Origin of the sequence: Luteimonas mephitis DSM 12574, assembly GCF_000422305.1 — a bacterium.
GTDB classification, from domain to species: Bacteria; Pseudomonadota; Gammaproteobacteria; order Xanthomonadales; family Xanthomonadaceae; genus Luteimonas; species Luteimonas mephitis.
Window position 1 is genome coordinate 295,550 of the sequence record NZ_AULN01000014.1, and the last position, 24,575, is coordinate 320,124.

The following is a 24,575-nucleotide window of genomic DNA, read 5'->3' on the forward strand; positions in this document are numbered from 1 at the left end:
TACGTCGTGGACATCGCGGCGACTGGTGCCGCCCCAGCAATGCAGAGGAATCGCAGCATGAACATCGTCCATTACCGCCAGTGGCCCGCCAGGCGCCCGGGCAACGCCATTGCCGATGCCGCCACCCCTTGGCAACCGCAGGTCGACATCCGCGAGGAAGCGGACCGTTTCGTGATCCGGGCCGACCTGCCGGGCATCGACCCGCAGGACATCGAAGTGCAGATGGACAAGGGCATCCTGTCCATCCAGGGCGAGCGCAAGGCCGACATCGCCGCAGAGGGCGTTCATTACACGCTCGTCGAGCGTCGCAGCGGAACCTTCCACCGCCGCTTTGCGCTTCCCGACAGCGCCGACGCCGACGGCATCGTGGCCAGCGGCCGCAACGGCGTGCTCGAGGTCAGCATCCCGAAGAAGCCGGAAACCACGCCGCGCCGGATCCGCGTCGGCACCGAGACCATGCAATAGGCCTTTCACCGCGGTTGTGGGCGGAAGGCGGATAATCCCGGCTCGCGGCGGCAACGTCGCGGGCCGCTTCCGCAGGGGATACCAACACGATGCAGTTCAAGGACTATTACGACATCCTCGGGGTGGAGCCGAGTGCGGGCGACGCCGAGATCAAGACTGCGTATCGGCGGCTGGCGCGCAAGTACCATCCCGACGTCAGCAAGGAATCCGGAGCCGAAGAGAACTTCAAGGCGGTCAACGAAGCCTACGAGGCGCTGCGCGATCCGCAGAAGCGCGCCGCCTACGACCAGCTGCGCGCGCGCGGCTATCGCCCCGGCGACGAAGTGCAGCCGCCGGCCGGCGGTTACGGGCACGGCGGCGGAGGCGGGGATTTCGACTTCGACGAAGTCTTTGCCGGTGGCGGCGCGGGCGGCGGCTTCAGCGACTTTTTCGAGAGCCTGTTCCGGCGCCAGGCCGGCGGTGGATATTCGCAACAGCAGCAGGCGCGCGGCCGGCCGGGACCCGCCGACCTGCGCGCGCGCCTGGCGGTGTCGCTGGAGACGGTGTATCGCGGCGACAGCGTCCGCGTCGGGCTCAACGGCAAGACGTTCGAGGTACGCGTGCCCAAGGGCATCAAGCCGGGACAGGCGATCCGGCTGGCCGGGCAGGGCACCGGTGGCGGCAACCTGTTGCTGGAGGTCGAGTACGCCGCGCATCCGCAGTTCGAGGTCGACGGCCGCAACATCATCTACACGCTGCCGGTCGCGCCGTGGGAAGCGGCGCTCGGTGCGACGATCAGCGTGCCGACGCTGGGCGGCAAGGTTGAACTGAAGATCCCGGCCAACTCCGAAGCCGGCCGCAAGCTGCGCCTGCGCGGCCGCGGGTTGCCCAACGGCGCCGCCGGCGCCGCGGCCGGCGACCAGATCGTCGAGCTGGAAGTGCAGGCACCGACGCCCCATGGCGACGCCCAGCGCGCGGCCTACGAGAACCTGCGGGATGCCTTCGCCGGCGACTGGCGCAGGGAGTAGGGGGTCACGGCCGGTGGCAAAACCGGCGCCTGTGACAGCAAGCAGGGGGACGCGTTCTGCAGCCGTGGGGACCCATCGAGTGGCCCGCGGCAGGCCCGGGGCCGGGCGGGCATCGGAGAGCCGCGCGGCGCCGTATCCGGCGCATCGCGCGCGCCAGGATTTGTCAGGCGGCGGTGAGCGGCGGTTCGGGCGGACTGTCGGGCGAGCCGGCACCGATCGTGCCAATGATGGTCTCCGCCAGTTCCGATTCCGAGAACGGCTTGGTCAGGTAGGCCTTCGCACCCTGGCGCATGCCCCAGACCCGATCGGTGTCCTGGTCCTTGGTGGTCACCAGCACCACCGGGATGTGCTTCGTGCTCGGGTCGCGGGTGATCGAGCGGGTGGCCTGAAAGCCGTTGAGGTTCGGCATCACCACGTCCATCAGGATCAGGTCGGGCAGTTCGCGCCTGGCGACCTCGACGCCGGCGGCGCCGTCTTCGGCCGTCAGCGCTTCGTGGCCCAGCTTCTCGACGATGCGCCTGATCCCCATCAGCTGCGAGGGCGAATCGTCCACGATCAGAATGCGCGCCATGATGTTCCCCGTTGGATGCGTGGAGATTGTAGCCGGGGCCGTGGTGGCCGCAAGCCGGCCGGTCACGCGCCTGCTGCGACGGCTTCGCGAAGGTTGACCAGCGTTCGCCCCATCGAACCGCCGGCCAGCATGGTGTCGAACACGCCGGGCAGCTGTTCCAGCGTCGCTTCGCGCGTGCAGATGCGGTCGAGGTGGCGCGGCTTCCAGTCGCCGGCCAGCCGGCGCCAGACTTCGTCGCGGATGTCGCGCGCGGTGCCGGCCGAGGCCACGCCCAGCAGCGACACGCCGCGGATAATGAAGGGCATCACCGTGGCGGGCAGGTCATGGGTGGCGGCCAGGCCGGCGCTGGCGACGTTGCCGTAGGCCGCGGTCTGCGCCAGCAGGCTGGCGAGCATCGGCCCGCCGACGTTGTCCAGGCCGCCGCCGAAACGCGTGGAATCCAGCGGCCTGGCGGTGGCCAGCGCATCGCGACCGAGGATCTCGCTGGCGCCGATGGCCTTCAGGTATCCGGCGTGCTCGGGCTTGCCGCTGATCGCGTGCACCTCGTAACCGGCGCGGCTGAAGATGTCGACCGCCAGCGAGCCGACGCCGCCGGTGGCACCGGTGACCGCCAGCGGTCCGAGCGCCGGCGCCTGCCGGTTTTCCTCCATCCGCAGCAGCGCCAGCGCGGCGGTGAACCCGGCGGTGCCGAGGATCATGCTTTCGCGCAAGCTCAGCCCGGAGGGCAGCGCAACCGCCCAGCGGGATTCAATCCGCGCGTACTGCGCATAGCCGCCGTCCCGGGTTTCGCCCAGGCCCGAACCGGTGACCAGCACCGCGTCCCCCTCGCGGAACGTCGCATCGGTCGACGCCACCACGTGGCCGGCCACGTCGATGCCGCCCACCAGCGGAAAGCGGCGCAGGATCTTGCCCTTGCCGGTGCCCGCCAGTGCGTCCTTGAAGTTGACCGAGGAATGCGCGACCTTGACGACGATTTCGCCGGGCGCCAGGTCGTCGAGCGACACCCGTTCGATGCCGGCGTGGTACCCGGCAGCATCGTTGTGGATGCGGAAGGCCTTGAAGGTGTCGGGGATCATGACGGAGCGGCGTGGTGGAGGGGGAGCCTGGATGATGCCCGCGAACTTCGCGCCCTTCCACTTTGCAGGCTGCGTGGGCCGCGATGCCGGCCTCGTCTCCAGGCCCCAGCCGCCGGCCAGGCTGCGACGAATGCCCCTGGCCGGCTGCTCCGGCACGGGCATCGCGACCGTGGCTGCTCGCGCAAGGCGCGCGGCCGTCGCAGCCGTTGCGACCGATTCGCGGCACAATGCCGCCATGTCCGATGCGCCTGCCGACCTCCTGACCGTCGCGATTTCCTCGCGCGCATTGTTCGACCTCGAGGAAAGCAACAGCCTGTTCGAGGCGCAGGGCATCGACGCCTACGCCGCGCACCAGCGCAGCCGCGAGGACGACGTGCTCGAACCGGGCATCGCCTTCCCGCTGGTGCGCAAGCTGCTCGCGCTCAACGAGGGCGCGCCGGCCGATTCGCCGCGGGTCGAGGTGATCCTGCTCTCGCGCAATTCTTCCGATACCGGGCTGCGCGTGTTCAATTCGATCCAGCACCACGGCCTTGCGATCTCGCGCGCCACCTTCACCTCCGGCGCGCCGACCTGGCCGTACATCAAGCCGTTCGGCGCGCAGCTGTTCCTGTCGGCCAATGCGGAATCGGTGCGCGGTGCGCTGGAGAACGGCGTGGCGGCGGCGACGATCCTGCCCGCGGCCTCCATGGCGAAAGCCGTGCCGGCGCACCGCCACGACCAGCTGCGCATCGCCTTCGATGGCGATGCGGTGATCTTCGACGACGAAGGCGAGCGCGTGTCGCAGGAAGGCGGGATCGAGGCGTTCCACCGCCACGAGCGCGAACGCGCGCACGAACCGCTGCCGGGCGGGCCGTTCCGCGGCTTCCTCGACGCGCTGCACCGGCTGCAGGCCGCCTATCCGCCGGGCGAAGATTCGCCGATCCGCACTGCACTGGTCACCGCGCGATCGGCGCCGGCGCACGAACGCGTCATCCGCACCCTGCGCGAATGGGGCGTGCGGCTGGACGAGGCGCTGTTCCTCGGCGGGCGCGCCAAGGGCCCGTTCCTCGACGTGTTCGGCGCCGACATCTTCTTCGACGATTCGCTGCACAACATCGATTCGGCGCGCCAGCACGTGGCCACCGGGCACGTGCCGCATGGCGTGTCGAATCCGTAGGTCGGGACTACGCCCCCGACGCCGACGATTGTCCAGGCGACACGCGTCGGGGGCGTAGCCCCGACCTACAGCGGCAACCGGATGTCCGACAGCTTCCAGTCCATGCCGTGCCGCGTCATCACGAACACCACCGGCCGGCCCTGGTCGTCGTGGACCGTGGCGGTGAAGCGCGACAGCGATTCGTAGCGGTACTGCGCGTCCTGCAGCGGGCGCGGCTCGGACGCATCGCGTGGCTCGTCACTCGATGGCGGCGGCAGGCCGCTGGCGCGGTCCCAGACCTTGCGGCCCTCCATCATCGCGCCGAGCCCCGCGGGCGTGACCATCGTGTCCACCAGCCCGCCGACCAGTCCGTTGGCGATGCCGAGCCCGAACACCGCGAAGGGATTGTCCGGCGCCGGCGCACCGACCTCGCCCAGCAGGTGGCCTCCAAGCTGCGCCTTCAGGCTGCTGCGCAGGGCCGGGAAGTCGACCTGTTTCGCCATCGCTGCCGCGTCGCGCGCCCGGGCGGCGTCGCGGATGGCGTCGAAGGTCCGGTAGGGGCCGATGGCCGTCCAGGCAAACAGGACAACCAGGACCGCGGCGGCGAGCCAGAGCCATTTCTTCATCGCGTCGATGCTCGAGGGAATCGTGCCGCGATTCTAGGACGATCCCGCTGCCCTCGCAGGAGCGCCCCGCGGGCGCGATCGGATGTGCAGGGAATGCCCGATCACGCCGGCGGGCCGCTCCCGCGGGTCTTTCAGAACTCCAGGTCCAGCGCCGCGCACAGGTAGTCGACGAACGGCCCCAGCGCCTGCAGGTCCTTCGCCAGCGCCTGCCGCAGGCGTGGACCGGTCATCACCGCGTCCTCGACCGCGCGCGAGGCGACGAAGTTCTTGTGGCGCATGTCGTCGATGAAGGCGAAATCCGGCGGGAATCCGCGCGGCGGACGCACCAGCATCTCGTCGGTTTCGAGCTCGAACCGGCGGCGAAAGGCCGGCGCGTGCGCGGCCCGCTGCCAGCTGCCGGGGTTGTCGAAGATGAACTGCCGCACCCGTCGCTGCGTCGCCGTCTCGGGATGCCACAGCCCGGCGCCGACGAAGCAGCTGCCCGGCTGCAGGTGCAGGTAGAACGAAGGCGCCGGCACCTGGCGCGAGCGTTCGTGGAACAGGCGCGCGCCCTGCCACGACTTGTACGGCGTCTTGTCGTTGGCGAAGCGCGTGTCGCGCTGGATGCGGAACAGCGAGCCGCCGACGGTCTTGGGCTCGGCGCGGAAGTGTTCGCTCACCGTGCGCAGGTCCGGCTGCAGGTCCGCCAGCAGCGCCTGGAATGGCGCGCGCACGTGCGCTTCGTAATCGGCCTTGTGCGCCTGGAACCACGCACGCTCGTTGTTGCGGGCCAGCGCGCGCAGGAACCGGAAGCTCTTGTCGGTGAAGTAGGTGGTCATGGCAGGAGGATCATCGGGTGCTGAAGTTGCGTTAATTCCCGCAGGAGCGCTTCGTGGACGCGAAGGGCCTTGCCCGCCGGACGGGCGTTCCAGCGAAGGTCAAGGCAATGATGCGCGCAACTGTCCACCCCAGTCCTGCAGCCTGTCGAGCAGCACCTGTTTCGCGCCGTCACCGGCATGGACGGCGCGCAGCTCCGCGATCTGCGCATCGAACTGCGTGAACGTCACCTCGGACAGGCCGGAATCGTCGATGAGGCGATGGCGGCGGTACGCGTCCCAGCGCCCGCGCTCGTCGGCGGACAGCGTTTCCGGCCAGTTGCGCGCCCGGTAGCGGAACAGCAGCTCCACCAGCCGCGCATCCTGGAAGCCGAAATCGCGGCTGCCCAGCGCCTCCGGCGGCGTCGCGCGGACATCGGCGCAGCGGCGCTTGTCGCCGTCGCCGATGAAGCCGTCGTAGAGCGATGCATCCGCGTCGGCCGGCTCGCGCTCGGCCGCGCCGGCGAAGACGCGGCGGACTTTTTCGGCCAGCGCCGGCGCCGCCGTCCGCAGCCGCGCGGCGCGGGCTTCCACCACGGCCGGATCGATGCCCAGGCGCTGGAAGTCGGGGTCGCGCAGGTGCGCCCACTGGATCAGCGCCGGGCAGCGGTTGAGGTGGACTTCCTTCAGCGGGATTCGCGACTCGCCCTCGGGCAGGTCGGCGGCGCGCACGTACAGGCGGTCCGCGATGGCGTCGGCATCGAGGTCCAGCAGCGCGTCGGGCTCGCTGTCGAGGTCGAACACGATCACCCGGCTGTCGATGCGCGGGTGGCGCGCCAGCGGCAGCACCGCGGCGGCGCACAGGCGCGAGGCCGGATAGCGCTGCGAGACGTGCAGCACCGGCGTCATCGCGATGGTGTCGAGCAGGGTTGCGGCGTAGCGCTTGTCGCGCAGCCGTGCGACGTGTTCCCACAGTCGCGGCTGCGCCTGCCGCAGCAGGCGTGCCATGCCGATCAGCGCGCGCACGTCCGACAGCGCCTCGTGCGCGTCGCCGATGCGCACGTCGTTTGCGGCGGCGAGGTGTTCGAGGCGAAAGGAAGTCGCGCCATCGTCGCGCTTCGGCCACGCGATGCCGTCGGGCCGCAGCGCGTGGGCCAGGCGCATCACGTCGAGCAGGTCCCAGCGCGAGTTGCCGCCGCGCCACTCGCGTTCGTAGGGATCGCGGAAGTTGCGGAACAGGCCGTAGCGGACGAACTCGTCGTCGAAGCGCAGCGAGTTGTAGCCCAGGGTGCAGGTGTCCGGGCGCGCCATTTCCTCGAAGATGCGGGCGAACGCCTCGGTTTCGGCCACGCCGTCGCGCAGCGCATCCTGCGGCGTGATGCCGGTGACCAGCGTGGCCATCGGCGATGGCAGCAGGTCGTCGGCCGGCTTGACGAAGAACTCGACCGGCGCCTCCACCTCGTTCAGCTGCGCATCGGTGCGGATCGCCGCGAACTGCGCGATGCGGCTGCGGCGCGGGTCGGTGCCGAAGGTTTCGAGGTCGTAGAAGAGGAAGCTGGCGGGCATGGGCTCGGATCTGCGGGGAAGTTCCTGCGGTCCTTCTAGGAGCGGCTTCAGCCGCGAGCTTCTTGCAACGATGACAAAGGCAAGAGCTCGCGGCTGAAGCCGCTCCTACAAGGGCGAGTTGCGGCCATCTTGCCGCAAGCCCGTCGCAGGCGTCGCGACAGGCTCCTGTCAGGCATCGTCGGCCAGCGGCGTCAACTGTCTCTCGACCTGCGCGTCCACCGCGGCCCAGTCCACGCCGTCGAGCGAATCCAGCCCGCGCGTGGCCGCCACGAGGATTGCACGTTGGACGTTGCTGCGCTCGAGCGCCACCGAGTAGGGAATCCGCATGAACGTCACCATCGAGTAGTGCGGTATGAAACGGCCCGGGTGGCGCTCCTGCAGCTTGCGTTCAAGCGATTGCTGGAGCAGGAAGTCGGGATCGTCGACCAGGTCGCGCATCTCGATGTAGTTCTCCAGCGCCATGTCCTGGATCGCGCTGGCATCGGGCTTGCGCGCGGCCTCGAAGGCGGCAAAGGCTTCGGCCAGGCCGGCGTGGGACTTGATGCAGTCCGCCAGCGCGACGCAATCCTCGAACGCGCAATTCATGCCCTGGCCGTGGAACGGCACCATCGCGTGCGCGGCGTCGCCCAGCAGCACCGCGTCGCCGCCCAGGTGCCAGCGGTCGAGGCGCAGGGTGGCGAGGCTGCCGATCGGGTTGGCTTCGAAGTCGCGTTCCAGCTCCGGGATCAGCGGCAGGGCGTCGGCGAAATCGCGTTCGAACAGCGCGCGCGCGTCAGCGGCGGTGGCGACCGAATCGAAATCCGGATCATCGTTGCTGCCGTCTCCGTGCAGCGCCATGAACAGGGTGACGGTGAAATTGCGTTCGTCGTTGGGCAGTGCGATGCACATGTAGCGGCCGCGCGGCCAGATGTGCAGCGCGTTGGGCTCGATGCGGAAGCCGCCGTCGCGCGCGGGGGGGATCTCGAGTTCCTTGTAGCCGTGGCCGAGCCATTCGGTGCGTTCGCCGAGGTCGCGGCGCGCCGCCATCTGCGCGCGCAGCGTGGAGCCGGCGCCGTCGCAGCCGAGCAGGGCGTTGAACGGATGCGTGTGCAGTTTCCGGTCGCCGCGGTAGCTGGCGGTGCGCCCATCGAAATCGACGGACTCGAGGCCCCGGTCGAAGTGCAGCGTGGCGCCGGCCGCTTCGGCGGCGTCGATCAGGGTGATGTTGAGTTCGCCACGGGCAACCGACCAGATGACCTCGCTGTCGTCGCGGCCGTAGCGCTGAAGCTGCGGCTGCCCGTGCAGCGGATGCACCATGCGTCCGCGCATCATCACCGCCTGCTTCAACACCGCATCGGCGGCGTCTGCGGCACGCAGCGCGTGCAGGCCGCGTTCGGCCAGGGCGAGATTGATCGAACGCCCACCGGCGTAGCCGTGCAGGCGCGGGTCGCCGCGCCGCTCGAATACATCAACCCGCCAGCCGCGCTGCGCGAGCAGGGTGGCCAGCAGGGCGCCAGCGAGGCCGGCGCCGACGATGGTGAGGGATCTTGGATCAGTGCCTGTCACGTCGCTCATCCGAATCAGTCATCCGAAATCGCCATCTCCGCGAAAACGGGAGTGACGGCCATGACGCATGCGCGGAAGGGCGTCATGCCCGCCGCCATGCCTCCACCGCGCGCACGAACCGCAGCACGTCGGCGTGGGTGTTGTACATCGGCATCGGCGAGATGCGGATCACGTCCGGCTCGCGCCAGTCGCCGAGCACGCCCTGCGTGGCGAGGAAGTCGAACAGCGAGCGACCGGCGTCTCGCCCGTTGAGGCCGCGTCCTTCCACGACGCGCAGCGACAGCTGGGCGCCGCGGCGTTCGGGTTCGCGCGGGGTGGCGATCTGCAGCGTCGCGGACAGGCGCTCGCGGATCAGCGCTTCGAGATAACCGGTCAGGCGCTCGGACTTGGCGCGAAGCGCGGCCATGCCGGCGCGGTCAAACAGTTCCAGCGAACCGCGCAGCGGCGCGAGTCCCAGGATTGGCGGGTTGCTCAGCTGCCAGCCATCGGCGCCGGGCGTGGGCACGAAGTCGGCGCCCATGCGGAAGCGCGAGGCCTGCTCATGCCCCCACCAGCCGGCGAAGCGCGGCCGGTCGGTGCGCGCGTGGCGCTCGTGCACGAAACAGCCGGCGACCGCGCCGGGCCCTGCGTTCATGTACTTGTAGTGGCACCACACCGCGAAGTCGGCATTGCTGTCGTGCAGCTGCAGCGGCAGGTTGCCGGCGGCGTGGGCGCAGTCGAAGCCGACCACCGCGCCGGCGGCGTGGCCCAGGCGCGCGATCTCGCGCAGGTCGAAGGCCTGGCCGCTGCGGTACTGCACGCCGGGCCACACGATCAATGCCAAACGCGGGCCGTGCCGCGCGATGGCGCGTTCGATCGCCTGCATCGAGAACGTGCCGTCGGCTTCGTCGGGTTGCAGTTCGATCAGGTCCGTGGCCGGATCGAAGCCGTGGAAGCGCACCTGCGATTCGAGCGCGTAGCGATCAGAAGGAAATGCGCCGGCTTCCATCAGGATCGCCGGCCGCTCGCGGGTGGGCCGGTAGAAGCTCACCATCATCAGGTGCAGGTTGGCGGTGAGCGAGTTCATCGCCACCACTTCCGACGGCAGCGCGCCGACCACGCGCGCCAGGCCGTCGCGGACGAGTTCGTGGTACGGCATCCACTGCGCCTGCCCGGTGAAGTGGCCTTCGACCGCTTCGTTCGCCCACTTGTCCAGCACTTCCTCGACGTGCGCGCGCGCCGCCTTCGGCTGCAGGCCCAGGGAGTTGCCGCAGAAGTAGGCCTGGTCGCTGCCGTCGTGCTGCGGAATCAGGAATTCATCGCGCAGGTCGCGCAGCGGGTCGGCGGCATCCTGCGCCTTCGCGTGGTCGTCGGAGAACAGTTCGGTCATTGGGTCTCCGGGTGGCGCGTCATGCCGCGCGGCGGGAAGTTGCAGGGGTTTGCGCGCGGCGATGTTCCCACGCACGGTCAGGCGAACCGCGATTTCGGCAGCCCCAGCCATTCGAGCGCGGTGCCGTGGAACAGGCGGGCCTTGCCGGCCTCGTCGAGATCCATCGCGTCGATGCCGGCGCCCGGGGTCTGCTCGCCGAGCGGGAACGGGTAGTCGGTGCCGAGCATCACCCGGTCCGTGCCGCAGGTGTCGAGCAGGTACTGCAGCGCGCGCGAATCGGCGACCCACGAGTCGAAGTACAGGCGTTCGAGGTACTCGCGCGGATTGCGCGGGTTGTCGGTGGCGACCAGGTCCGGGCGCATGTTGAACCCGTGCTCGATTCGGCCGATGGTGTAGGGGAAACTGCCGCCGCCGTGGGCGAGGCAGACCTTGAGCTTCGGCAACCGCTCCAGCACGCCGCCGAACACCAGGCAGCAGGCCGCGCGCGACTGCTCGGCCGGCATCCCGACCAGCCACGGCAGCCAGTACTTGGGCATCGACTCGGTGCCCATCATGTCCCAGGGATGCACGAGGATCGCGGCGCCAAGGTCGGCGGCGGCCTCGAAGAACGGGAACAGCTCCGGCGCATCGAGGTTCCAGTGCACGCCATCGGCAAGCTGGATGTGCGAACCGATCTGCACGCCCTGCAGGCCGAGTTCGTCGATGCAGCGCTCAAGCTCCTGCACCGCCAGCCGCGGCGACTGCAGCGGCACGGTGCCGATGCCGGCGTAATGGCGCGGATGCGCGCGCAGGGTCTCGGCCATGTGGTCGTTGAGCGCAGCGTGCAGTTCCAGCGCGTGGTGCGGCCTGGCCCAGTAGCTGAACATCACCGGCACGGTGCTGATCACCTGCACCTGGACGCCGAAGCGCGCGTACTCGTCGATGCGCTCCTGCGCGTCCCAGGTATTCGACCAGATCTCGCGGAAGAACCTGCCGTCCTTGTAGATGCGATGGCGGCCGTCGTCGGTGTGGTGGATGACCGGGAAGCGGTCGTCGCCGTACTTCTTCGCCAGGTCCGGCCAGTCACGCGGCAGGTAGTGGGCGTGGATGTCGATCTTGAGCATGCCGTGCAGTTTACCCGGCCGGCCCGGGGACCGCTTCGGCATCGCGCTTGCGGGCCTGGCGCAGCAGGTGGGCGAGCGTGTCGATGCTGTCGGTGATGCGGTCGCAGGTATCGGCCAGGGCCATGCCTGCCGGGCTGGCGGCCAGCGTTTCGTCGCGGGCCAGCGCCTTGGCCAGCTGGCGCTCCGCCTGGCGCGGCGAACGGACCCGCGGTGGGGTACGGCTGCGCAGGGCATCGGCGATCGCCGCGAGCGCATCATCGACCTGGCTGGCGAACGTGGCCAGTTCGGGCAGTCGGGGCAATGAACCTTCGTCGCGCAGCGCCGCCTCCAGCGACAGCGAGGTGCGGATCAGGCGGTGGGCGTTGGCGAGGAAGGATTCGGACGTGGCCAGTTTGTCGGCGCGGGTGCGGCCGGGTTCGGCGCGCAGGCGGTCGAACGACGCCAGCACGCGGGTGCGCGCGGCGCGCGCCGCGGTGCGGGTTTCGCGCAGGGCCTCGATGTCGTTGCCGAGCACCGCGCGGATGTGCGCGCGGTAGCCGTCGACCAGCCGGGCCAGCGCGATGTTGGCGCGCTGGCCTTCCCAGGTCGGCCACAGCAGGTAGGCGACCAGCGCCAGTGCGCTGCCCAGCGTGGTGCCCAGCACGCGCATGTGGATGGCCTCGCCGGGGGGGATTCCGTCGAAGGCCAGCAGCAGTACCAGCATGCCGGTGAGCATGGCCACGCCGATGCCGTAGTTGACCGTCGCGAGCATCCGGAACCCGAAACACAGCAGCGTCATCAGCAGCAACGACGGCAGCACGTCGTCCACCACCAGGTGCACCAGCAGCGAAGTCAGGAGCAGGCCGCCGAACGTGCCTGCCACGCGCAGCAGGCCGAAGCGCAGGGTGCCGCCGAAGTCGGGCCGCAGCACGATCGCGGCGGTCATCGGGATCCAGGCGCCGTGCGGGATTTCCAGCAGGCGCTCGCAGGCAACCGCGACGCCCAGGCACGCCGCGCAGCGGATCGCATGGCGCAGTGCCACCGAGGACAGGTCGAGGTTGGCGCGCAGGGTCTGCAGCGGATTGCCGGGGCGCAGCGCCGCCGGCAGCTTCGCATCGGCGAGTTCGGCGCGGATCTCGCCGCGGCTGCTGGCCCAGTCGCTGTTGCGCACCAGCGCGCGCAGCTGGCCGGCCAGTCCCTGCGCGCGCATCGCGGCGATCCGCAGCAGGCGACGGTCGCGGGTGCCGGGCACGGTGTCGACCGCCTGCACCAGCGCGTCGACGCGGCTGCCGAGCGTGGCCACCTCCTGCTCGGCGCGCAGCGGCTTCTCCGCCGCCCGCATCGCATCGGAGAGGTGGCCGAGGATTGCTTCCGCATTGGCCAGGACGTCGCCGATGCGGGCGACGGCGCCGGGGTCTTCGACGCGGACGAACAGGTCGCCCAGCGACAGCAGGTCGATGCGCACGCGTTCGCACAGTTCTGCGATGATGCGGAAGGACTGCATCGCCCGGCCGCGCGAGCGGTATTCGCCGTGCAGGGTCTCGAGCGCGTCCATGGCGGCGATCGAAACCGGCGGCGGCTGCGAGGCGTCCGGGCGGGAGCGTGCGACTTCGGCCAGCTGCCGCAGCACGGTGGCCAGCGCGAAGCGCTCGGGCCGGTAGCGCTGCAGCGGCCAGGCTGCGACCGCCATCAGCATCTGCAGCACGCCGCCGGCGAAGATCAGCGCCGCCACGCCCGGTGCGTGCGCGGTGGGCACCTGCATGTCGGCGGTGATGATCAGCACGATCATGCTGGTCATGCCCACGCGCGCGATGACCGGCCCGAGCGCCACCAGCAGGCCGCCGAGCAGGCCGGCCAGCGCAGCGGCCAGCACGAACAGCCAGGTGTGCCCGCCGACCAGGATGCCGAGCAGGGCGGACAGCCCCGCCGCGGCCGCCGACATCAGCATGTGCTGCATGCGCTGCCGGTACGGGCCGGGCTGGTCGGTGAACATGGTATTGATCGCACCGGTGGTCATCGCCAACCCGGCGGGAACCTGGTCGATGGCCAGCCCGACCGCAAGCGGCGCAACCACCGCGACGGTGTTGCGCAGCGCGACCCGGAACGGGACGTCGCGGGGCTTGATGTCGATCAGCGAGCGCAGCAAGGGGCGATTCCCGGCAGGTTTCCGTGCATTCTCCGCGATCCGTCCCGCTGGTGCTGAGGTCGGAGTGGTTCCGGTTGCGCGACGTGCTGGTGAATGCCGGGTCTTCGACTGATTCTTACGGACGAGCTTGCGTTCGTTGTCTGATGGCGCGCGTCGTCGCGACCTGGCGGGCCCCGGTGCGCATGCGCCTGAATGCGAAATCAGGGAGGAGGCGTCTGCCGGTCGTCGACGCCGGAGGACATTCGCATCCAGGGGCACTCGCACCCGGCGCCTGGGAGTTGCAACGCCGTGGCTCGCGCCGGCACACGCGATCCCGCGGGCACGGCGATCAGGTATCCGGGAATTCGTACTTCGAGGGTGCCGGGTTCAGGTGCCCGCACTGCTTGCAGGTGCGGTGCTCGCGCGAGGCGTAGAAGCGTTCGAACACCGGCGGGAAGTCCTTCTCGATGTCGTGCAGGAAGAAATATTCCTCGTACAGCTTGTGGTTGCACTTTTCGCAGAACCACAGCAGGCCGTCGTCCTCGTGCGGCAGGCGCTTGCGCTCGATCACCAGCCCGATCGAGTCGGGCATGCGCTGCGGCGAATGCGGCACCCGTGGCGGCAGCAGGAAGATCTCGCCGGCCTTGATCGGGATGTCGCGCGGCTTGTCGTCCTCCTGGATGCGCAGCACCATCTCGCCTTCGAGTTGGTAGAACCACTCGGGGCCTTCGTCCCAGTGGTAGTCGGTGCGCGCATTCGGGCCGCCGACCACCATCACGATGAAGTCACCGGCGTAGATCACCTTGTTGCCGACCGGGGGCTTGAGCAGGTGGCGGTGTTCCTCGATCCAGGCCTGCAGGTTGAGCGGGGCGGGCAGCATGGCTTACTCCTTGAATGCAGCGATGCACTTGAGTTCGATCGCGATCGGCGTGGGCAGCGCGTCGATGCCGAGGGTGGTGCGGCAGGGCGCGCTGGCCGGGTCGGGGAAATGTTCGGCCCAGACCGCGTTGTAGGCCTTGAAATCACGCGCCATGTCGGTGAGGAAGACGGTCACGTCGACCAGGTCCTCCCAGCGCGAACCGCTGGCTTCCAGCACCGCGCGCACGTTGGCGAACACCGCGCGCGTCTGCGCCACGATGTCGTGGGAGACGAGGTGCCCTTCGGCATCGTGTTCGTTGCCGGGCACGGCGTTGGTTGCCGGGTCGCGCGGACCGATGCCCGACATCAGCAGCAGGTTGCCGACGCGGCGCGCATGCGGGTACGCGCCGACCGGCTTCGGTGCGCCACCGGCGTCGATCGATCCGCTCACGGGGCCTCCTCGACCCGGCGCTCGCACAGCAGCGAAAGCGCGCGCGTGTACGCCGGCATCAGCGCGGCGGCGGAATCCACGTCCATGCCCAGCTCGCGCACGCGGCCGTCGTGCAGGCTGTACACCCACCCGTGCACCGAGAGCTTCTGTCCGCGCGCCCATGCGTCCTGGACCACGGTCGTCAGGCAGACGTTCTCGGCCTGTTCGATGGCATTGAGCTCGCACAGGCGGTTGGGGCGTTGCTCGGCGGGAAATCCCTCCAGCAGCGCGGCATGCTTCTGCGCGACGTCGCCGACGTGGCGGATCCAGTTGTCGGACAGGCCGATGCGCAGGCCGTTGAGCGCGGCGTTGACGCCGCCGCAGCCGTAGTGGCCGACGACCAGGATGTGTTCGACCTTGAGCACGTCGACCGCGAACTGGATCACCGACATGCAGTTCAGGTCGGTGTGCACCATCACGTTGGCGATGTTGCGGTGGACGAACACCTCGCCCGGCGCCAGGCCCATGATCTGGTTGGCCGGCACGCGTGAATCGGAGCAGCCGATCCACAGGTACTTGGGCGCCTGCAGCTGTTCGAGCCGCTCGAAGAACTCCGGGTCTTCCTCGCGGACGTGATCGGCCCATGTGCGGTTGTTGTGGAGCAGTTTTGCCAGTGCTTGTTTCATGTCAGTGAGATGCCGATGTTGCGTGGTTCGGTGAAAAAGCGCATCGCTTCCAGCCCGCCCTCGCGGCCGAGCCCGGACTGGCCCATGCCGCCGAAGGGCGTGCGCAGGTCGCGTACCAGCCAGCAGTTGATCCAGACGATGCCGGCCCGGATGCTGGCGGCGAGGCGATGGGCGCGGTTGAGGTCACGGGTCCAGATCGACGCGGCCAGGCCGTAGTCGCCGGCGTTGGCGAGCGCGAGTGCGTGGGCGTCGTCGTCGAAGGGCTGCAACGTGGCGACCGGGCCGAAGATTTCCTCGCGATTGGTCGCGCAGTCCGGGCCGAGGCCTTCGATCAACGTGGGTGCCACGAACCAGCCGGGGCGGTCGAGCGCGTTGCCGCCGCACAGCACGCGGCCGCCTTCCTCGCGGGCGCGGGCGATCCCGGCGACGACCTTGTCGAAATGCGCCTGCGACACCAACGGGCCCATCCGCGCGTCCGGGTCCATCGGGTCGCCGATGCGCAGCGCCAACGCGCGTTCGACCAGCGCGTCGCGGAACTCGGCGTAGATGCTGCGTTCGACCAGGATGCGCGAGCCGCACAGGCAGATCTGGCCGGAATTCTGGAACGCCGAGCGCACGATGGTGTCGAGTTGCGCACGCCAGTCGCTGTCGGCGAACACCAGTGTGGGATTCTTGCCGCCCAGCTCGAGCGACACTTTCTTCAGCATCGGTGCCGCGACGCCGGCGATGCGGCGGCCGACCGCAGTACTGCCGGTGAACGACACCGCCTTGACCTGCGGATGCGCCACCATCGCCTCGCCGACGCTGGGGCCGAGGCCGTGCACGATGTTGAGCACGCCCGACGGGAATCCGATGCCCGCGGCGAGTTCGCCAAGCATCGTCGCGGTCATCGGCGTGACCTCCGAGGGCTTGGCGACCACGGTGTTGCCGGCGGCCAGCGCCGGCGCGATCTTCCAGGTGAACAGGTACAGCGGCAGGTTCCACGGCGAGATCGTGGCGACCACGCCCAGCGGCTGCCGCAGGGTGTAGTTCAGCCCGGCTTGGCCGTGGTGCGATTCACTGGCGAACTGGGTGGCGGCGTGCGCGAAGAAGCGCAGGTTCGAGATCGCGCGCGGGATCTCGACGTCGCGGGCGAGGGCGAACGGCTTGCCGCCATCGCGCGACTCGGCGTGGGCGAAATCGTCCAACCGTGCTTCCAGCGCCTCGGCCAGCTTTTCCAGCCAGCGCGCCCGTTCGTCGTTGGGCACGGACGACCAGGCCGGGAATGCGCCGGCCGCGGCAGTGACCGCGGCTTCGACGTCCTCGGCGCTGCCGTCGGCAACCTGTGCGAAGGGCGTGCCCGTGGCCGGATCGAACACGTCCAGCCAGCGCCGCGTGGACGCCTCACGGGCTTGGCCGTCGATCCAGTGGGCGAACTGCTGCATCCGCGTAGCTTAACCGCTGCGCGCGCGTCCGGTCAGCGCGCCGGGCGCCATTCGGCAACGTATGCATGCGCGGGAATCGGTGCGCAGGCGGGTTGCAATCGCGCCGTGGATCACGATGCGCGGCCCGTCCGCGCAATGCCGCTGTCTAGCACCGTCAGCGCTGGCAGCGGGGGCACAGGTACAGCCGCCGCGAGCCGTTCTGCTGTCGCTGGATCTGCGTCCCGCAGGCCGGGCAGGGTTCCCCCTCCCGGTCGAAGACGAGGAAGCGGAACGCGTCGGGCGTGTCGGTCAGGTAGTCGGCGCGCATGCCGCCGGCATGTTCGATGCCGCGCGTGGCGTAGCTGTGGCGTGGCACGGAGAGGAGTTCGCGGGCGAGCGCGGCCAGTTCGCTGGCCTGCAGGTCGCGCGGGCGTCGCTGCGGCAGCAGGCGTGCGGCAAACAGCACTTCCGAGCGCAGGTAGTTGCCCATGCCGGCGAGGAATCTCTGGTCGAGCAGCAGGCCGCCAAGGGAACGCCCGGCGAAACGCGGATCGAGCAGGCGCGCCGCGACCGCGGCTTCGTCCAGCGTGGAGTCGAGCACGTCGGGACCCAGCCGCGACAGGAACGGATGCGCGTGCAGTTCGTCCGTGCGCCACATCGCCACGTCCGACGCCGAGTACAGCAAGATCGCCTTGCGCTCGGTTTCAAGCGCCACGCGCAGCGAACGGCCGGTATCGGAGCGCTGGCCCGCATCGGTGATCCGCCACACGCCGTACAGCTGGTTGTGGCTGTAGAGCGTCCAGCCGTTGTCGAAGCGGGTCAGCAGGGCCTTGCCGTGCGGGGCGATCGATTCGACGACGCAGCCGGCCAGGCGCTTCCCGAAGCGCTTGAGTCCGGGGAACGCGAACCACGCCGACACCAGCCGCTCGCCGACCACCGCCTCGGCGAGGCGGTCGGCAGCGCGACGGATTTCCGGGCCTTCAGGCATGGGGTTTCGGGGATCGGGAATTTTCGGTTCCCGTGGGAACGACGCGAGCCGCGAGCTTTCGCGGCGGGGCGAAAGAAGCCCGCGGCTTGCGCCGCTCCTGCGAGGGATTCATGGTTTACCTGCAGCCTAGATCGAATTCATCCGCCCGCCGTCCACCGCCAGGCTCACGCCGTTGACGTATGCCGCCGCCGGCGAGCACAGGAATGCGATCACCCCGCCGGTTTCTTCCGGCGTGGCGAAGCGTCCGGCCGGCACGCCGGCGCGCATGGCCGCGCGCACGTCGTCTTCGGACTTGCCCTCGGCCGCGACCTTGCCGCGCACGATCTGTTCGATCCGCCCGGTCTCGGTGAAGCCCGGCAGCACGTTGTTGACGGTGATGCCGTCGGCGGCGAGTTCGCGCGACAGCGTTTTTGCCCACGACGCGACCGCGCCGCGGATGGTGTTGGAAACGCCCAGGCCCGGGATCGGTTCCTTCACCGACGTGGAGATCACGTTGACGATCCGGCCCCAGCGCGCCTGCCGCATCCCCGGCAGCACCGCCTGCAGCAGAGTCTGGTTGGCGACCAGGTGCTTGTTGAAGGCGTCCAGGAAGGCGTCAATCGTTGCGTCGTGCGCCGGACCGCCCGGCGGGCCACCGGTGTTGTTGACCAGGATGTGGACCGGTGCCGACGCAGCGAGCGTCGCGACGCGATCGCGCAGCGCATCGGTCTGCGAGACATCGGCGGCGATCCAGTCGTGCACCTGCCCTCCGGCGCGGGGCAGGGCGGCGGCCACTTCCCGCAGCGCCTCGGGCCGGCGCGCGAGCACGGTGACGCTGGCGCCCAGCAGGGCCAGTTCGTGCGCGGTGGCGCGGCCGATGCCTTCGGAGGCGCCGCAGACGAGGGCGTGCTTGCCGTTGAGATTCAGGTCCATGGGAACTCCGGTGTGGTCAGGTTTCACGCGCCCGCATCAGTGCGGCGATCGCGTTGGCGCGCGAATCGTCCTGCGCATGCAGGGCGTCCGCGACCGCGCGCCGATTGGCTTCGGGGTGGTTCTGGCTCAGCTTGGACTTGATCTCGATCCGCCGGGGGGCGAAGCGGAAGCCGGTAATGCCGCGCAGCTGGACCCGGTGGTCTTCGCGACCCGGCTCGAATGTCCAGTCGCTGCCGATCGCGTTCTCGAAGCGGTCGCTCATCCGCATGACGAGGTCGGCGAGGGACGCTTCGTCCTCGTAGCGTTCAAGCACGCCATGCAGGTGGGCGACGACGTAGTTCCACGTCGGCACGCGCGCCTGTTCTTCCTTGTCGGGATACCAGGCAGGGGAGACATAGGCGTGCGGGCCGTGCACGATCACCAGCGCCGCGCCGTCATGCCGGGCCTGCGGATTGGGCCTGGCCCAGTGGCCTTCGACCAGCACCTTGTCACCGTCGCGGTGATACAGCACGGGCAGGTGCGTGACCTGCGGAATGCCGTCGCCGGACACCGTCAGCAGCGTGACGAGCGGATCGCCCGCGACCAGTGCATCGAGCTGTGCGAGGTTGGTGTCGACGAAGGCGCGCGGCGTGTACATCGCGACCTAGGCGCGGCCACCAAGCTTGTGCACCATCCGTGCGTGCAGGGCGTCTTCGCCGTCGCCCGATGGTGGCGAGAGTTCCTCCAGCGAGAAGCCGCGCTGCAGCGCGTCGGCTTCGTCGAGGCCGTCGAACGAGACGAACTCGGCGTCCATCAGCATCGACCGGGCGGTGTCCTCGCTGTCGTAGACCAGTGTGTTGCCGTCGCTGTCGAACACCTCGGCGGTGCCGGCCTCGCGCACGCGCAGGCGAGCCCAGACAACGGTGCGGCCAAGGGTGGCCAGCCACCACTGTTCGGACACGTGCTGTACGGCGTCGCCACTCACGGCGATGTCGCCTTCGAGATCAGCCACAACAGGCCGGCCAGGACCAGCGAGGACGCGATCACGATGAGCGCCACGCGCGCCGGCGTGGCCAGGCCGGTGAACTGCGGATCGCGGATCTGCCGGTAGCGGCCGCTGAACAGCCACCACAGCGCCTCGGGCTTGATGAACGCGCCCTCGCCGAGCTGCGCTTTGACCTCGGGATGGCGGTCGCGCAGGTGGACCAGCGCCAGCGGCCAGAAGATCACGAACGCGGTGGCACCGGCGATGGCGGCGGCGACGAACAGCAGCGCGAAGAACATGATCACCATTTCAGAACTCCGCGCTGCCGGGCGCGCGCGGGTAGGGGATGGCGTCGCGGATGTTGGACAGCCCGCAGACGTACACCACCAGCCGCTCGAAGCCCAGGCCGAAGCCCGCGTGCGGCACCGTGCCGTAGCGGCGGAAATCGCGGTACCAGCCGTAGTGCGACTGGTCCAGGCCGAACTGCGCCATGCGCGCGTCCAGCACGTCCAGCCGCTCCTCGCGCTGCGAACCGCCGATGATCTCGCCGATGCCCGGCGCCAGCACGTCCATCGCCGCCACCGTCTTGCCGTCGTCGTTCAGGCGCATGTAGAACGCCTTGATGTGCTCCGGATAGTTGGTCACCACCACCGGGCGGCCGACGTGGACTTCGGTCAGCCAGCGCTCGTGTTCGGTCTGCAGGTCCAGGCCCCATTCGACCGGGAAGTCGAACTTCTGCCCCGACTTCTGCAGCAGCGCCACCGCGTCGCCGTAGTCGATGCGCTCGAACGGCGCGTTGACGAACCCTTCGAGCCGCGTGATCGCATCCTTCTGCACGCGCTCGGCGATGAACGCCATGTCGTCGCCGCGCTCGTGCAGCACGGCGCGGAACAGATACTTGAGGAACTCCTCGGCCACGCGCGCGTCCTCGGCCAGGTCGGCGAAGGCGATCTCCGGCTCGACCATCCAGAATTCGGCCAGGTGGCGGGTGGTGTTGCTGTTCTCGGCGCGGAAGGTCGGGCCGAAGGTGTAGACCTTGCTCAGCGCCAGGCAGTAGGCCTCGACGTTGAGCTGGCCGGACACCGTGAGGAAGGTCTCCTTGCCGAAGAAGTCGCGCGAGAAATCCACCTCGCCCTTGGCATTGCGCGGCAGGTTGGCGGTGTCCAGGGTCGAGACACGGAACATCTGCCCGGCGCCCTCGGCGTCGGAGGTGGTGATGATCGGGGTGCTGATCCAGTAGTAGCCGTTCTCGTGGAAGTAGCGGTGCACGGCCTTGGCCAGGCAGTCGCGAATGCGGGTCACCGCACCGAACAGGTTGGTCCGCGGGCGCAGGTGCGCGACCTCGCGCAGGAATTCCAGCGAGTGCGCCTTGGGCTGGATCGGGTAGGTTTCCGGGTCGTCGACCCAGCCGGCCACTTCGATCGATTCGGCCTGGATCTCGAAACTCTGGCCCTGGCCCTGCGACGGCACCAGCGTGCCGGTGGCGATCACCGAGCAGCCGGCGCTGAGCCGCTTCACTTCGGTTTCGTAGTTGGCAAGGGTGCTGGGCGCCACGACCTGGATCGGGGCGAAGCACGAGCCGTCGCTGACGTTGACGAACGACAGCCCGGCCTTGGAGTCGCGCCGCGTGCGCACCCAGCCGCGAACCGTGACTTCGCCGCCCTCGGGTACCTTGCCAGCCAGCGCCTGCGCAACACTCACCGTGGTCATGCCTTGAATCCCTGTTCGATCATGCCGATATGAGCGGTACAGTTTACCGGAGCCGCAAGGGCTAGAATGCCTGCCATGTCGATCCATCTCGAACCCGCCGCCCTGGAGCGCATCCGGGGTTTCCTGTCCGCCGACGCATCGGCCATCGGCCTGCGCTTCGGCGTCCGGCGCACCGGCTGCTCGGGCTGGGGCTACCTGATCGAACTGGCCCGCGAGCAGCGCGACGGCGACACCGCCTTCGAACACGAAGGCGTGCGCATCCTCGTCGACGCCGACAGCCTGGCGCTGGTCGACGGCACCCGCATCGACTTCCTCAAGCAGGGCCTGAACGAACAGTTCGTGTTCGAGAATCCCAACGTCTCGGCCGAATGCGGCTGCGGCGAGAGCTTCACCACCGACGCCGACAAGGCCGCGTAGCCACGCGCTAGACTCTCCGGCTCGTGTCCCGGGGAGTCCCCATGTTCAAGCATCTGTTGCTGGCCGGGTTGCTCGCGGCCGTTCCGGTTTCGACCCTGCGCGCCGCGGAAACCCCGCCGGCCGTGTCCGACAGCGCCACCAAACAGGCCCTGGAAGCATTCTTCGCTGCGCAGTGGGAGCGCGGCCTTCGCGAGAGCCCCGAGAACGCCACCTACAACGGTGACAAGCGCTTCAACGACCGCTGGAGCGACAACAGCCTGGCCGCGATCGCGAAGCGCGAAGCCGAGGACCGCGCCGCGCTGCAGGAACTGCACGCGATCGATCGCGACAAGCTGGCGGCCGCCGAACGCCTCGACTACGACACCTTCGAGTGGCAGATCGAACACGCCATCGCCGCCCAGCGCTTCCGCGGCTACCTGCAGCCGATCAGCCACCAGGGCGGCATCCAGACCGCGGACGGCATTGCCGAGCTCCTGCCGTTCGCTTCGACCCGGGACTACCGCGACTGGCTGGCGCGCATGGCAGCGATGCCGGAGCAGGTCGACCAAGCCATCGCGTTGATGGGCGAAGGCGTGAAGACGGGCAACGTGCCGCCGAAGGTGCTGATGGAGCGCGTGCCGGCGCAGATCGCCGCGCAGATCGTCGATGACCCGACGAAGAGCCCGTTCTACCGGCCGTTCACGAAGTTTCCGGATGCCGTGCCGCCATCCGATCGCACGGCGCTGGCCGCGGAAGCCCGGCGCACGATCCGCGAAAGGATCGTGCCCGCCTATCGCACGCTGCAGGCGTACTTCAACGACGAGTACCTGCCCCGGACCCGCGAAGGCATCGCGGTCACCGACCAGCCGGACGGCGCCGACTACTACGCCTATCTTGCCGGCTACTACACCACCACCGACCTCAAGCCCCGACAGATCCACGAGATCGGGCTGAAGGAGGTCGCCCGCATCCGCGCGGAAATGGAGAAGGTCAAGGCCGAAACCGGCTTCAAGGGCACGCTGGCCGAGTTCTTCGCCTACCTGCGCACGGACCCGAAGTTCTTCGTGAAGACCCCCGAAGCGCTGCTCGAGCGCTACCGGTCGGTCGCCAAGCGCATCGATCCGGAGCTGGTGAAGGTCTTCCATACCATCCCGCGGCTGCCGTACGGCGTGCGCCCGATCCCGGACAACATCGCGCCGGACACGACCACCGCTTACTACATGCCCGGCGCCACGGACGGTTCCCGGCCCGGCTACTACTACGTCAACCTGTACAAGCCGGAGACCCGGCCGACCTGGGAAATGATCCCGCTGAGCCTGCACGAAGCGGTGCCGGGCCACCATTTCCAGTTCGCCCGCGCACTCGAGCTGCCGGGTGCGCCGATGTTCCGCCGCACCGCCTACTTCGTTGCCTACGGGGAAGGCTGGGGCCTGTACGCCGAGCGGCTGGGCTACGACATGGGCCTGTACGACGACCCATTCGATCGCATGGGCCAGCTGGCCTACGACATGTGGCGCGCGGTGCGGCTGGTGGTCGACACCGGCATGCACAGCCAGGGCTGGAGCCGCGACAGGGCGATCGAGTACTTCATGGACAACTCGCCCAAGACCCGCCAGGACGTAGTCAACGAGATCGACCGCTACATCGGCACCCCGGGGCAGGCGCTGGCCTACAAGATCGGCCAGATGAGGATCTCGGAGCTCCGTGAGAAAGCCGCGCGCACGCTGGGAACGAAGTTCGACCTGCGCGCCTACAACGACGCGGTGCTGGAAACTGGTTCGGTGCCGCTGGACGTGCTGGAAAAGCACATCGACGCCTGGATCGCGGCGCAGCAATAGGCGCCGAACCCGGGAACCTGGGGCGGGTCGGGGCGGAGAGGCCTGCATGGCGCCTCTCCCGGCTTTCGCCACCACGACCGTTGCCCGGCGCCCGTCGAACTGCGACAATGTCCGGCTCCCGCGCGCCGGGAGACCTTGCCCCACCGCATCCGTACCGGATCGTCGGGGGGCTATCCGGGCCGCAGCCTTTCCGGGCGGCGGCCGAATATCCACGAGGAAACACCATGCGTCACTATGAAGTCGTGTTCCTGGTCCATCCGGACCAGAGCGAGCAGGTGCCCGCCATGATCGAGCGCTACAAGGCGCTGATCGAGGGCGGCAACGGCAAGATCCACCGTCTCGAAGACTGGGGTCGCCGCCAGCTGGCCTATCCGATCGACAACCTGGTCAAGGCCCATTACGTCCTGCTCAACATCGAAGTCGAACAGGCCGTGCTCGACGAACTCGTCGAAGGCTTCCGCTTCAACGATGCGGTGCTGCGCCACCTTGGGATGCGCCGCGACGAGGCCGACACCGAGCAGTCGCTGATCATGAAGAACAAGGACGAGAAGGGCGACAAGCCCGAACGTGGCGAGCGCCGCCGCCGAGACGACGACGAAGGCGACAACGGTGGCAAGTCCGCCGAATCCGCCGACGACGATACCGCCGAAGCCGCCTGAGGAATCCTGACATGTCCAAGTTCTTCCGCCGCCGCAAGTACTGCAAGTTCACCGCCGAGGGTGTCAAGGAGATCGACTACAAGGATCTCAACACCCTGCGCCAGAACCTGACCGAGAACGGCAAGATCGTGCCGAGCCGGATCACCGGTACCAAGTCGCGCTACCAGCGCCAGCTCGCCACCGCGGTCAAGCGCGCGCGCTTCCTGGCCCTGATCCCGTACACGGACAACCACAACGTGTAAGGAGCGCCTTCCCGCAGGGAAGGCTACGGATTTCCCTCCCCTTCAAGGGGAGGGCAAGGATGGGGATGGGCGTCCGTGACGCCGCGGTGCTGCTCGACAGCATTGCGACTGACGGGGAACCATCCCCA

General features: G+C 69.1%; 26 protein-coding genes. 7 read left to right on the forward strand and 19 right to left on the reverse strand.

Going from position 1 to position 24,575, the window contains the following annotated elements; translation table 11 throughout:
* Window positions 1-57 precede the first annotated feature (57 nt).
* Both H570_RS0106185 and H570_RS0106190 read left to right on the forward strand, forming a co-directional pair.
* On the forward strand, window positions 58-465 hold the full coding sequence (locus H570_RS0106185; RefSeq protein WP_036135339.1) for an Hsp20/alpha crystallin family protein: 408 nt from the start codon (window positions 58-60) through the stop codon (window positions 463-465).
* Between the two features lie 89 nt (window positions 466-554).
* Window positions 555-1,472 (forward strand): DnaJ C-terminal domain-containing protein, encoded by a 918-nt coding sequence (locus H570_RS0106190; protein ID WP_027079982.1) that lies wholly within the window; start codon window positions 555-557, stop codon window positions 1,470-1,472.
* 163 nt (window positions 1,473-1,635) lie between these two features.
* Here the strand turns inward: H570_RS0106190 and pilH are convergent, their stop codons facing one another.
* Window positions 1,636-2,043: a twitching motility response regulator PilH gene (pilH, locus tag H570_RS0106195; RefSeq protein WP_027079983.1), complete on the reverse strand. Its 408-nt coding sequence runs from the start codon at window positions 2,041-2,043 to the stop codon at window positions 1,636-1,638.
* Between the two features lie 62 nt (window positions 2,044-2,105).
* The gene (locus H570_RS0106200; RefSeq protein WP_027079984.1) at window positions 2,106-3,119 is read right to left on the reverse strand and encodes a YhdH/YhfP family quinone oxidoreductase; all 1,014 of its coding nucleotides are present in this window, start codon (window positions 3,117-3,119) and stop codon (window positions 2,106-2,108) included.
* Between the two features lie 235 nt (window positions 3,120-3,354).
* Here H570_RS0106200 and H570_RS0106205 point away from each other — a divergent pair, with 235 nt between their 5' ends.
* Window positions 3,355-4,275: a 5'-nucleotidase gene (locus H570_RS0106205; protein ID WP_027079985.1), complete on the forward strand. Its 921-nt coding sequence runs from the start codon at window positions 3,355-3,357 to the stop codon at window positions 4,273-4,275.
* Between the two features lie 65 nt (window positions 4,276-4,340).
* On the opposite strand, the gene H570_RS0106210 is transcribed toward H570_RS0106205, so the two are convergent.
* The 17 genes from H570_RS0106210 to asnS form a co-directional block, all read right to left on the reverse strand.
* Window positions 4,341-4,880, reverse strand: a complete 540-nt coding sequence (locus tag H570_RS0106210; protein ID WP_027079986.1) for a DUF2939 domain-containing protein — start codon at window positions 4,878-4,880, stop codon at window positions 4,341-4,343.
* Window positions 4,881-5,011: 131 nt separating this feature from the next.
* Entirely contained in the window at window positions 5,012-5,698 is a 687-nt protein-coding gene (locus H570_RS0106215) for a DUF2461 domain-containing protein (protein WP_027079987.1), read from the reverse strand.
* Between the two features lie 99 nt (window positions 5,699-5,797).
* Window positions 5,798-7,240, reverse strand: coding sequence for an exodeoxyribonuclease I (gene sbcB / locus H570_RS0106220; RefSeq protein ID WP_027079988.1), 1,443 nt, complete (start codon window positions 7,238-7,240; stop codon window positions 5,798-5,800).
* A 168-nt stretch (window positions 7,241-7,408) separates the two neighbouring features.
* Window positions 7,409-8,785, reverse strand: coding sequence for an FAD-dependent oxidoreductase (locus tag H570_RS0106225; RefSeq protein WP_027079989.1), 1,377 nt, complete (start codon window positions 8,783-8,785; stop codon window positions 7,409-7,411).
* 82 nt (window positions 8,786-8,867) lie between these two features.
* On the reverse strand, window positions 8,868-10,154 hold the full coding sequence (kynU, locus tag H570_RS0106235) for a kynureninase (protein WP_027079990.1): 1,287 nt from the start codon (window positions 10,152-10,154) through the stop codon (window positions 8,868-8,870).
* A gap of 77 nt (window positions 10,155-10,231) precedes the next feature.
* The gene (locus tag H570_RS0106240) at window positions 10,232-11,257 is read right to left on the reverse strand and encodes an amidohydrolase family protein (protein ID WP_027079991.1); all 1,026 of its coding nucleotides are present in this window, start codon (window positions 11,255-11,257) and stop codon (window positions 10,232-10,234) included.
* A 10-nt stretch (window positions 11,258-11,267) separates the two neighbouring features.
* The gene (locus tag H570_RS0106245) at window positions 11,268-13,382 is read right to left on the reverse strand and encodes an FUSC family protein (protein ID WP_027079992.1); all 2,115 of its coding nucleotides are present in this window, start codon (window positions 13,380-13,382) and stop codon (window positions 11,268-11,270) included.
* A 328-nt stretch (window positions 13,383-13,710) separates the two neighbouring features.
* On the reverse strand, window positions 13,711-14,241 hold the full coding sequence (locus tag H570_RS0106250; RefSeq protein ID WP_027079993.1) for a 3-hydroxyanthranilate 3,4-dioxygenase: 531 nt from the start codon (window positions 14,239-14,241) through the stop codon (window positions 13,711-13,713).
* Window positions 14,242-14,244: 3 nt separating this feature from the next.
* Complete coding sequence (locus tag H570_RS0106255; RefSeq protein WP_027079994.1) at window positions 14,245-14,670, reverse strand: RidA family protein; 426 nt, start codon at window positions 14,668-14,670, stop codon at window positions 14,245-14,247.
* Window positions 14,667-15,335 (reverse strand): carbonate dehydratase, encoded by a 669-nt coding sequence (gene can / locus H570_RS0106260; protein ID WP_027079995.1) that lies wholly within the window; start codon window positions 15,333-15,335, stop codon window positions 14,667-14,669. Before can ends, H570_RS0106255 begins: the two co-directional genes overlap by 4 nt.
* On the reverse strand, window positions 15,332-16,759 hold the full coding sequence (locus H570_RS0106265; protein WP_027079996.1) for an aldehyde dehydrogenase: 1,428 nt from the start codon (window positions 16,757-16,759) through the stop codon (window positions 15,332-15,334). The genes can and H570_RS0106265 overlap by 4 nt, the downstream gene beginning before the upstream one ends.
* A gap of 154 nt (window positions 16,760-16,913) precedes the next feature.
* Window positions 16,914-17,726 carry an endonuclease VIII gene (gene nei / locus H570_RS0106270; RefSeq protein ID WP_027079997.1) on the reverse strand — a complete coding sequence of 271 codons (813 nt, stop codon included), beginning with the start codon at window positions 17,724-17,726 and terminating at the stop codon, window positions 16,914-16,916.
* A 126-nt stretch (window positions 17,727-17,852) separates the two neighbouring features.
* On the reverse strand, window positions 17,853-18,638 hold the full coding sequence (locus H570_RS0106275; RefSeq protein WP_027079998.1) for an SDR family oxidoreductase: 786 nt from the start codon (window positions 18,636-18,638) through the stop codon (window positions 17,853-17,855).
* Window positions 18,639-18,654: 16 nt separating this feature from the next.
* Window positions 18,655-19,275 (reverse strand): FMN-binding negative transcriptional regulator, encoded by a 621-nt coding sequence (locus H570_RS0106280; RefSeq protein WP_027079999.1) that lies wholly within the window; start codon window positions 19,273-19,275, stop codon window positions 18,655-18,657.
* 6 nt (window positions 19,276-19,281) lie between these two features.
* Window positions 19,282-19,602: a hypothetical protein gene (locus tag H570_RS0106285; protein ID WP_027080000.1), complete on the reverse strand. Its 321-nt coding sequence runs from the start codon at window positions 19,600-19,602 to the stop codon at window positions 19,282-19,284.
* Complete coding sequence (locus H570_RS0106290) at window positions 19,599-19,907, reverse strand: hypothetical protein (RefSeq protein ID WP_027080001.1); 309 nt, start codon at window positions 19,905-19,907, stop codon at window positions 19,599-19,601. Before H570_RS0106290 ends, H570_RS0106285 begins: the two co-directional genes overlap by 4 nt.
* Before the next feature lie 4 nt (window positions 19,908-19,911).
* Window positions 19,912-21,312 carry an asparagine--tRNA ligase gene (gene asnS, locus H570_RS0106295; RefSeq protein ID WP_027080002.1) on the reverse strand — a complete coding sequence of 467 codons (1,401 nt, stop codon included), beginning with the start codon at window positions 21,310-21,312 and terminating at the stop codon, window positions 19,912-19,914.
* A gap of 75 nt (window positions 21,313-21,387) precedes the next feature.
* On the opposite strand from asnS, the gene H570_RS0106300 reads away from it, so the two are divergent.
* The 4 genes from H570_RS0106300 to rpsR all read left to right on the forward strand — a co-directional run bounded on the left by H570_RS0106300 (window position 21,388) and on the right by rpsR (window position 24,447).
* Window positions 21,388-21,729 carry a HesB/IscA family protein gene (locus H570_RS0106300; RefSeq protein WP_027080003.1) on the forward strand — a complete coding sequence of 114 codons (342 nt, stop codon included), beginning with the start codon at window positions 21,388-21,390 and terminating at the stop codon, window positions 21,727-21,729.
* A 41-nt stretch (window positions 21,730-21,770) separates the two neighbouring features.
* Complete coding sequence (locus tag H570_RS0106305) at window positions 21,771-23,546, forward strand: DUF885 domain-containing protein (protein ID WP_027080004.1); 1,776 nt, start codon at window positions 21,771-21,773, stop codon at window positions 23,544-23,546.
* 224 nt (window positions 23,547-23,770) lie between these two features.
* Window positions 23,771-24,205, forward strand: a complete 435-nt coding sequence (rpsF, locus tag H570_RS0106310; protein ID WP_027080005.1) for a 30S ribosomal protein S6 — start codon at window positions 23,771-23,773, stop codon at window positions 24,203-24,205.
* 11 nt (window positions 24,206-24,216) lie between these two features.
* Window positions 24,217-24,447 (forward strand): 30S ribosomal protein S18, encoded by a 231-nt coding sequence (rpsR, locus tag H570_RS0106315; protein WP_027080006.1) that lies wholly within the window; start codon window positions 24,217-24,219, stop codon window positions 24,445-24,447.
* Window positions 24,448-24,575: the final 128 nt, after the last annotated feature.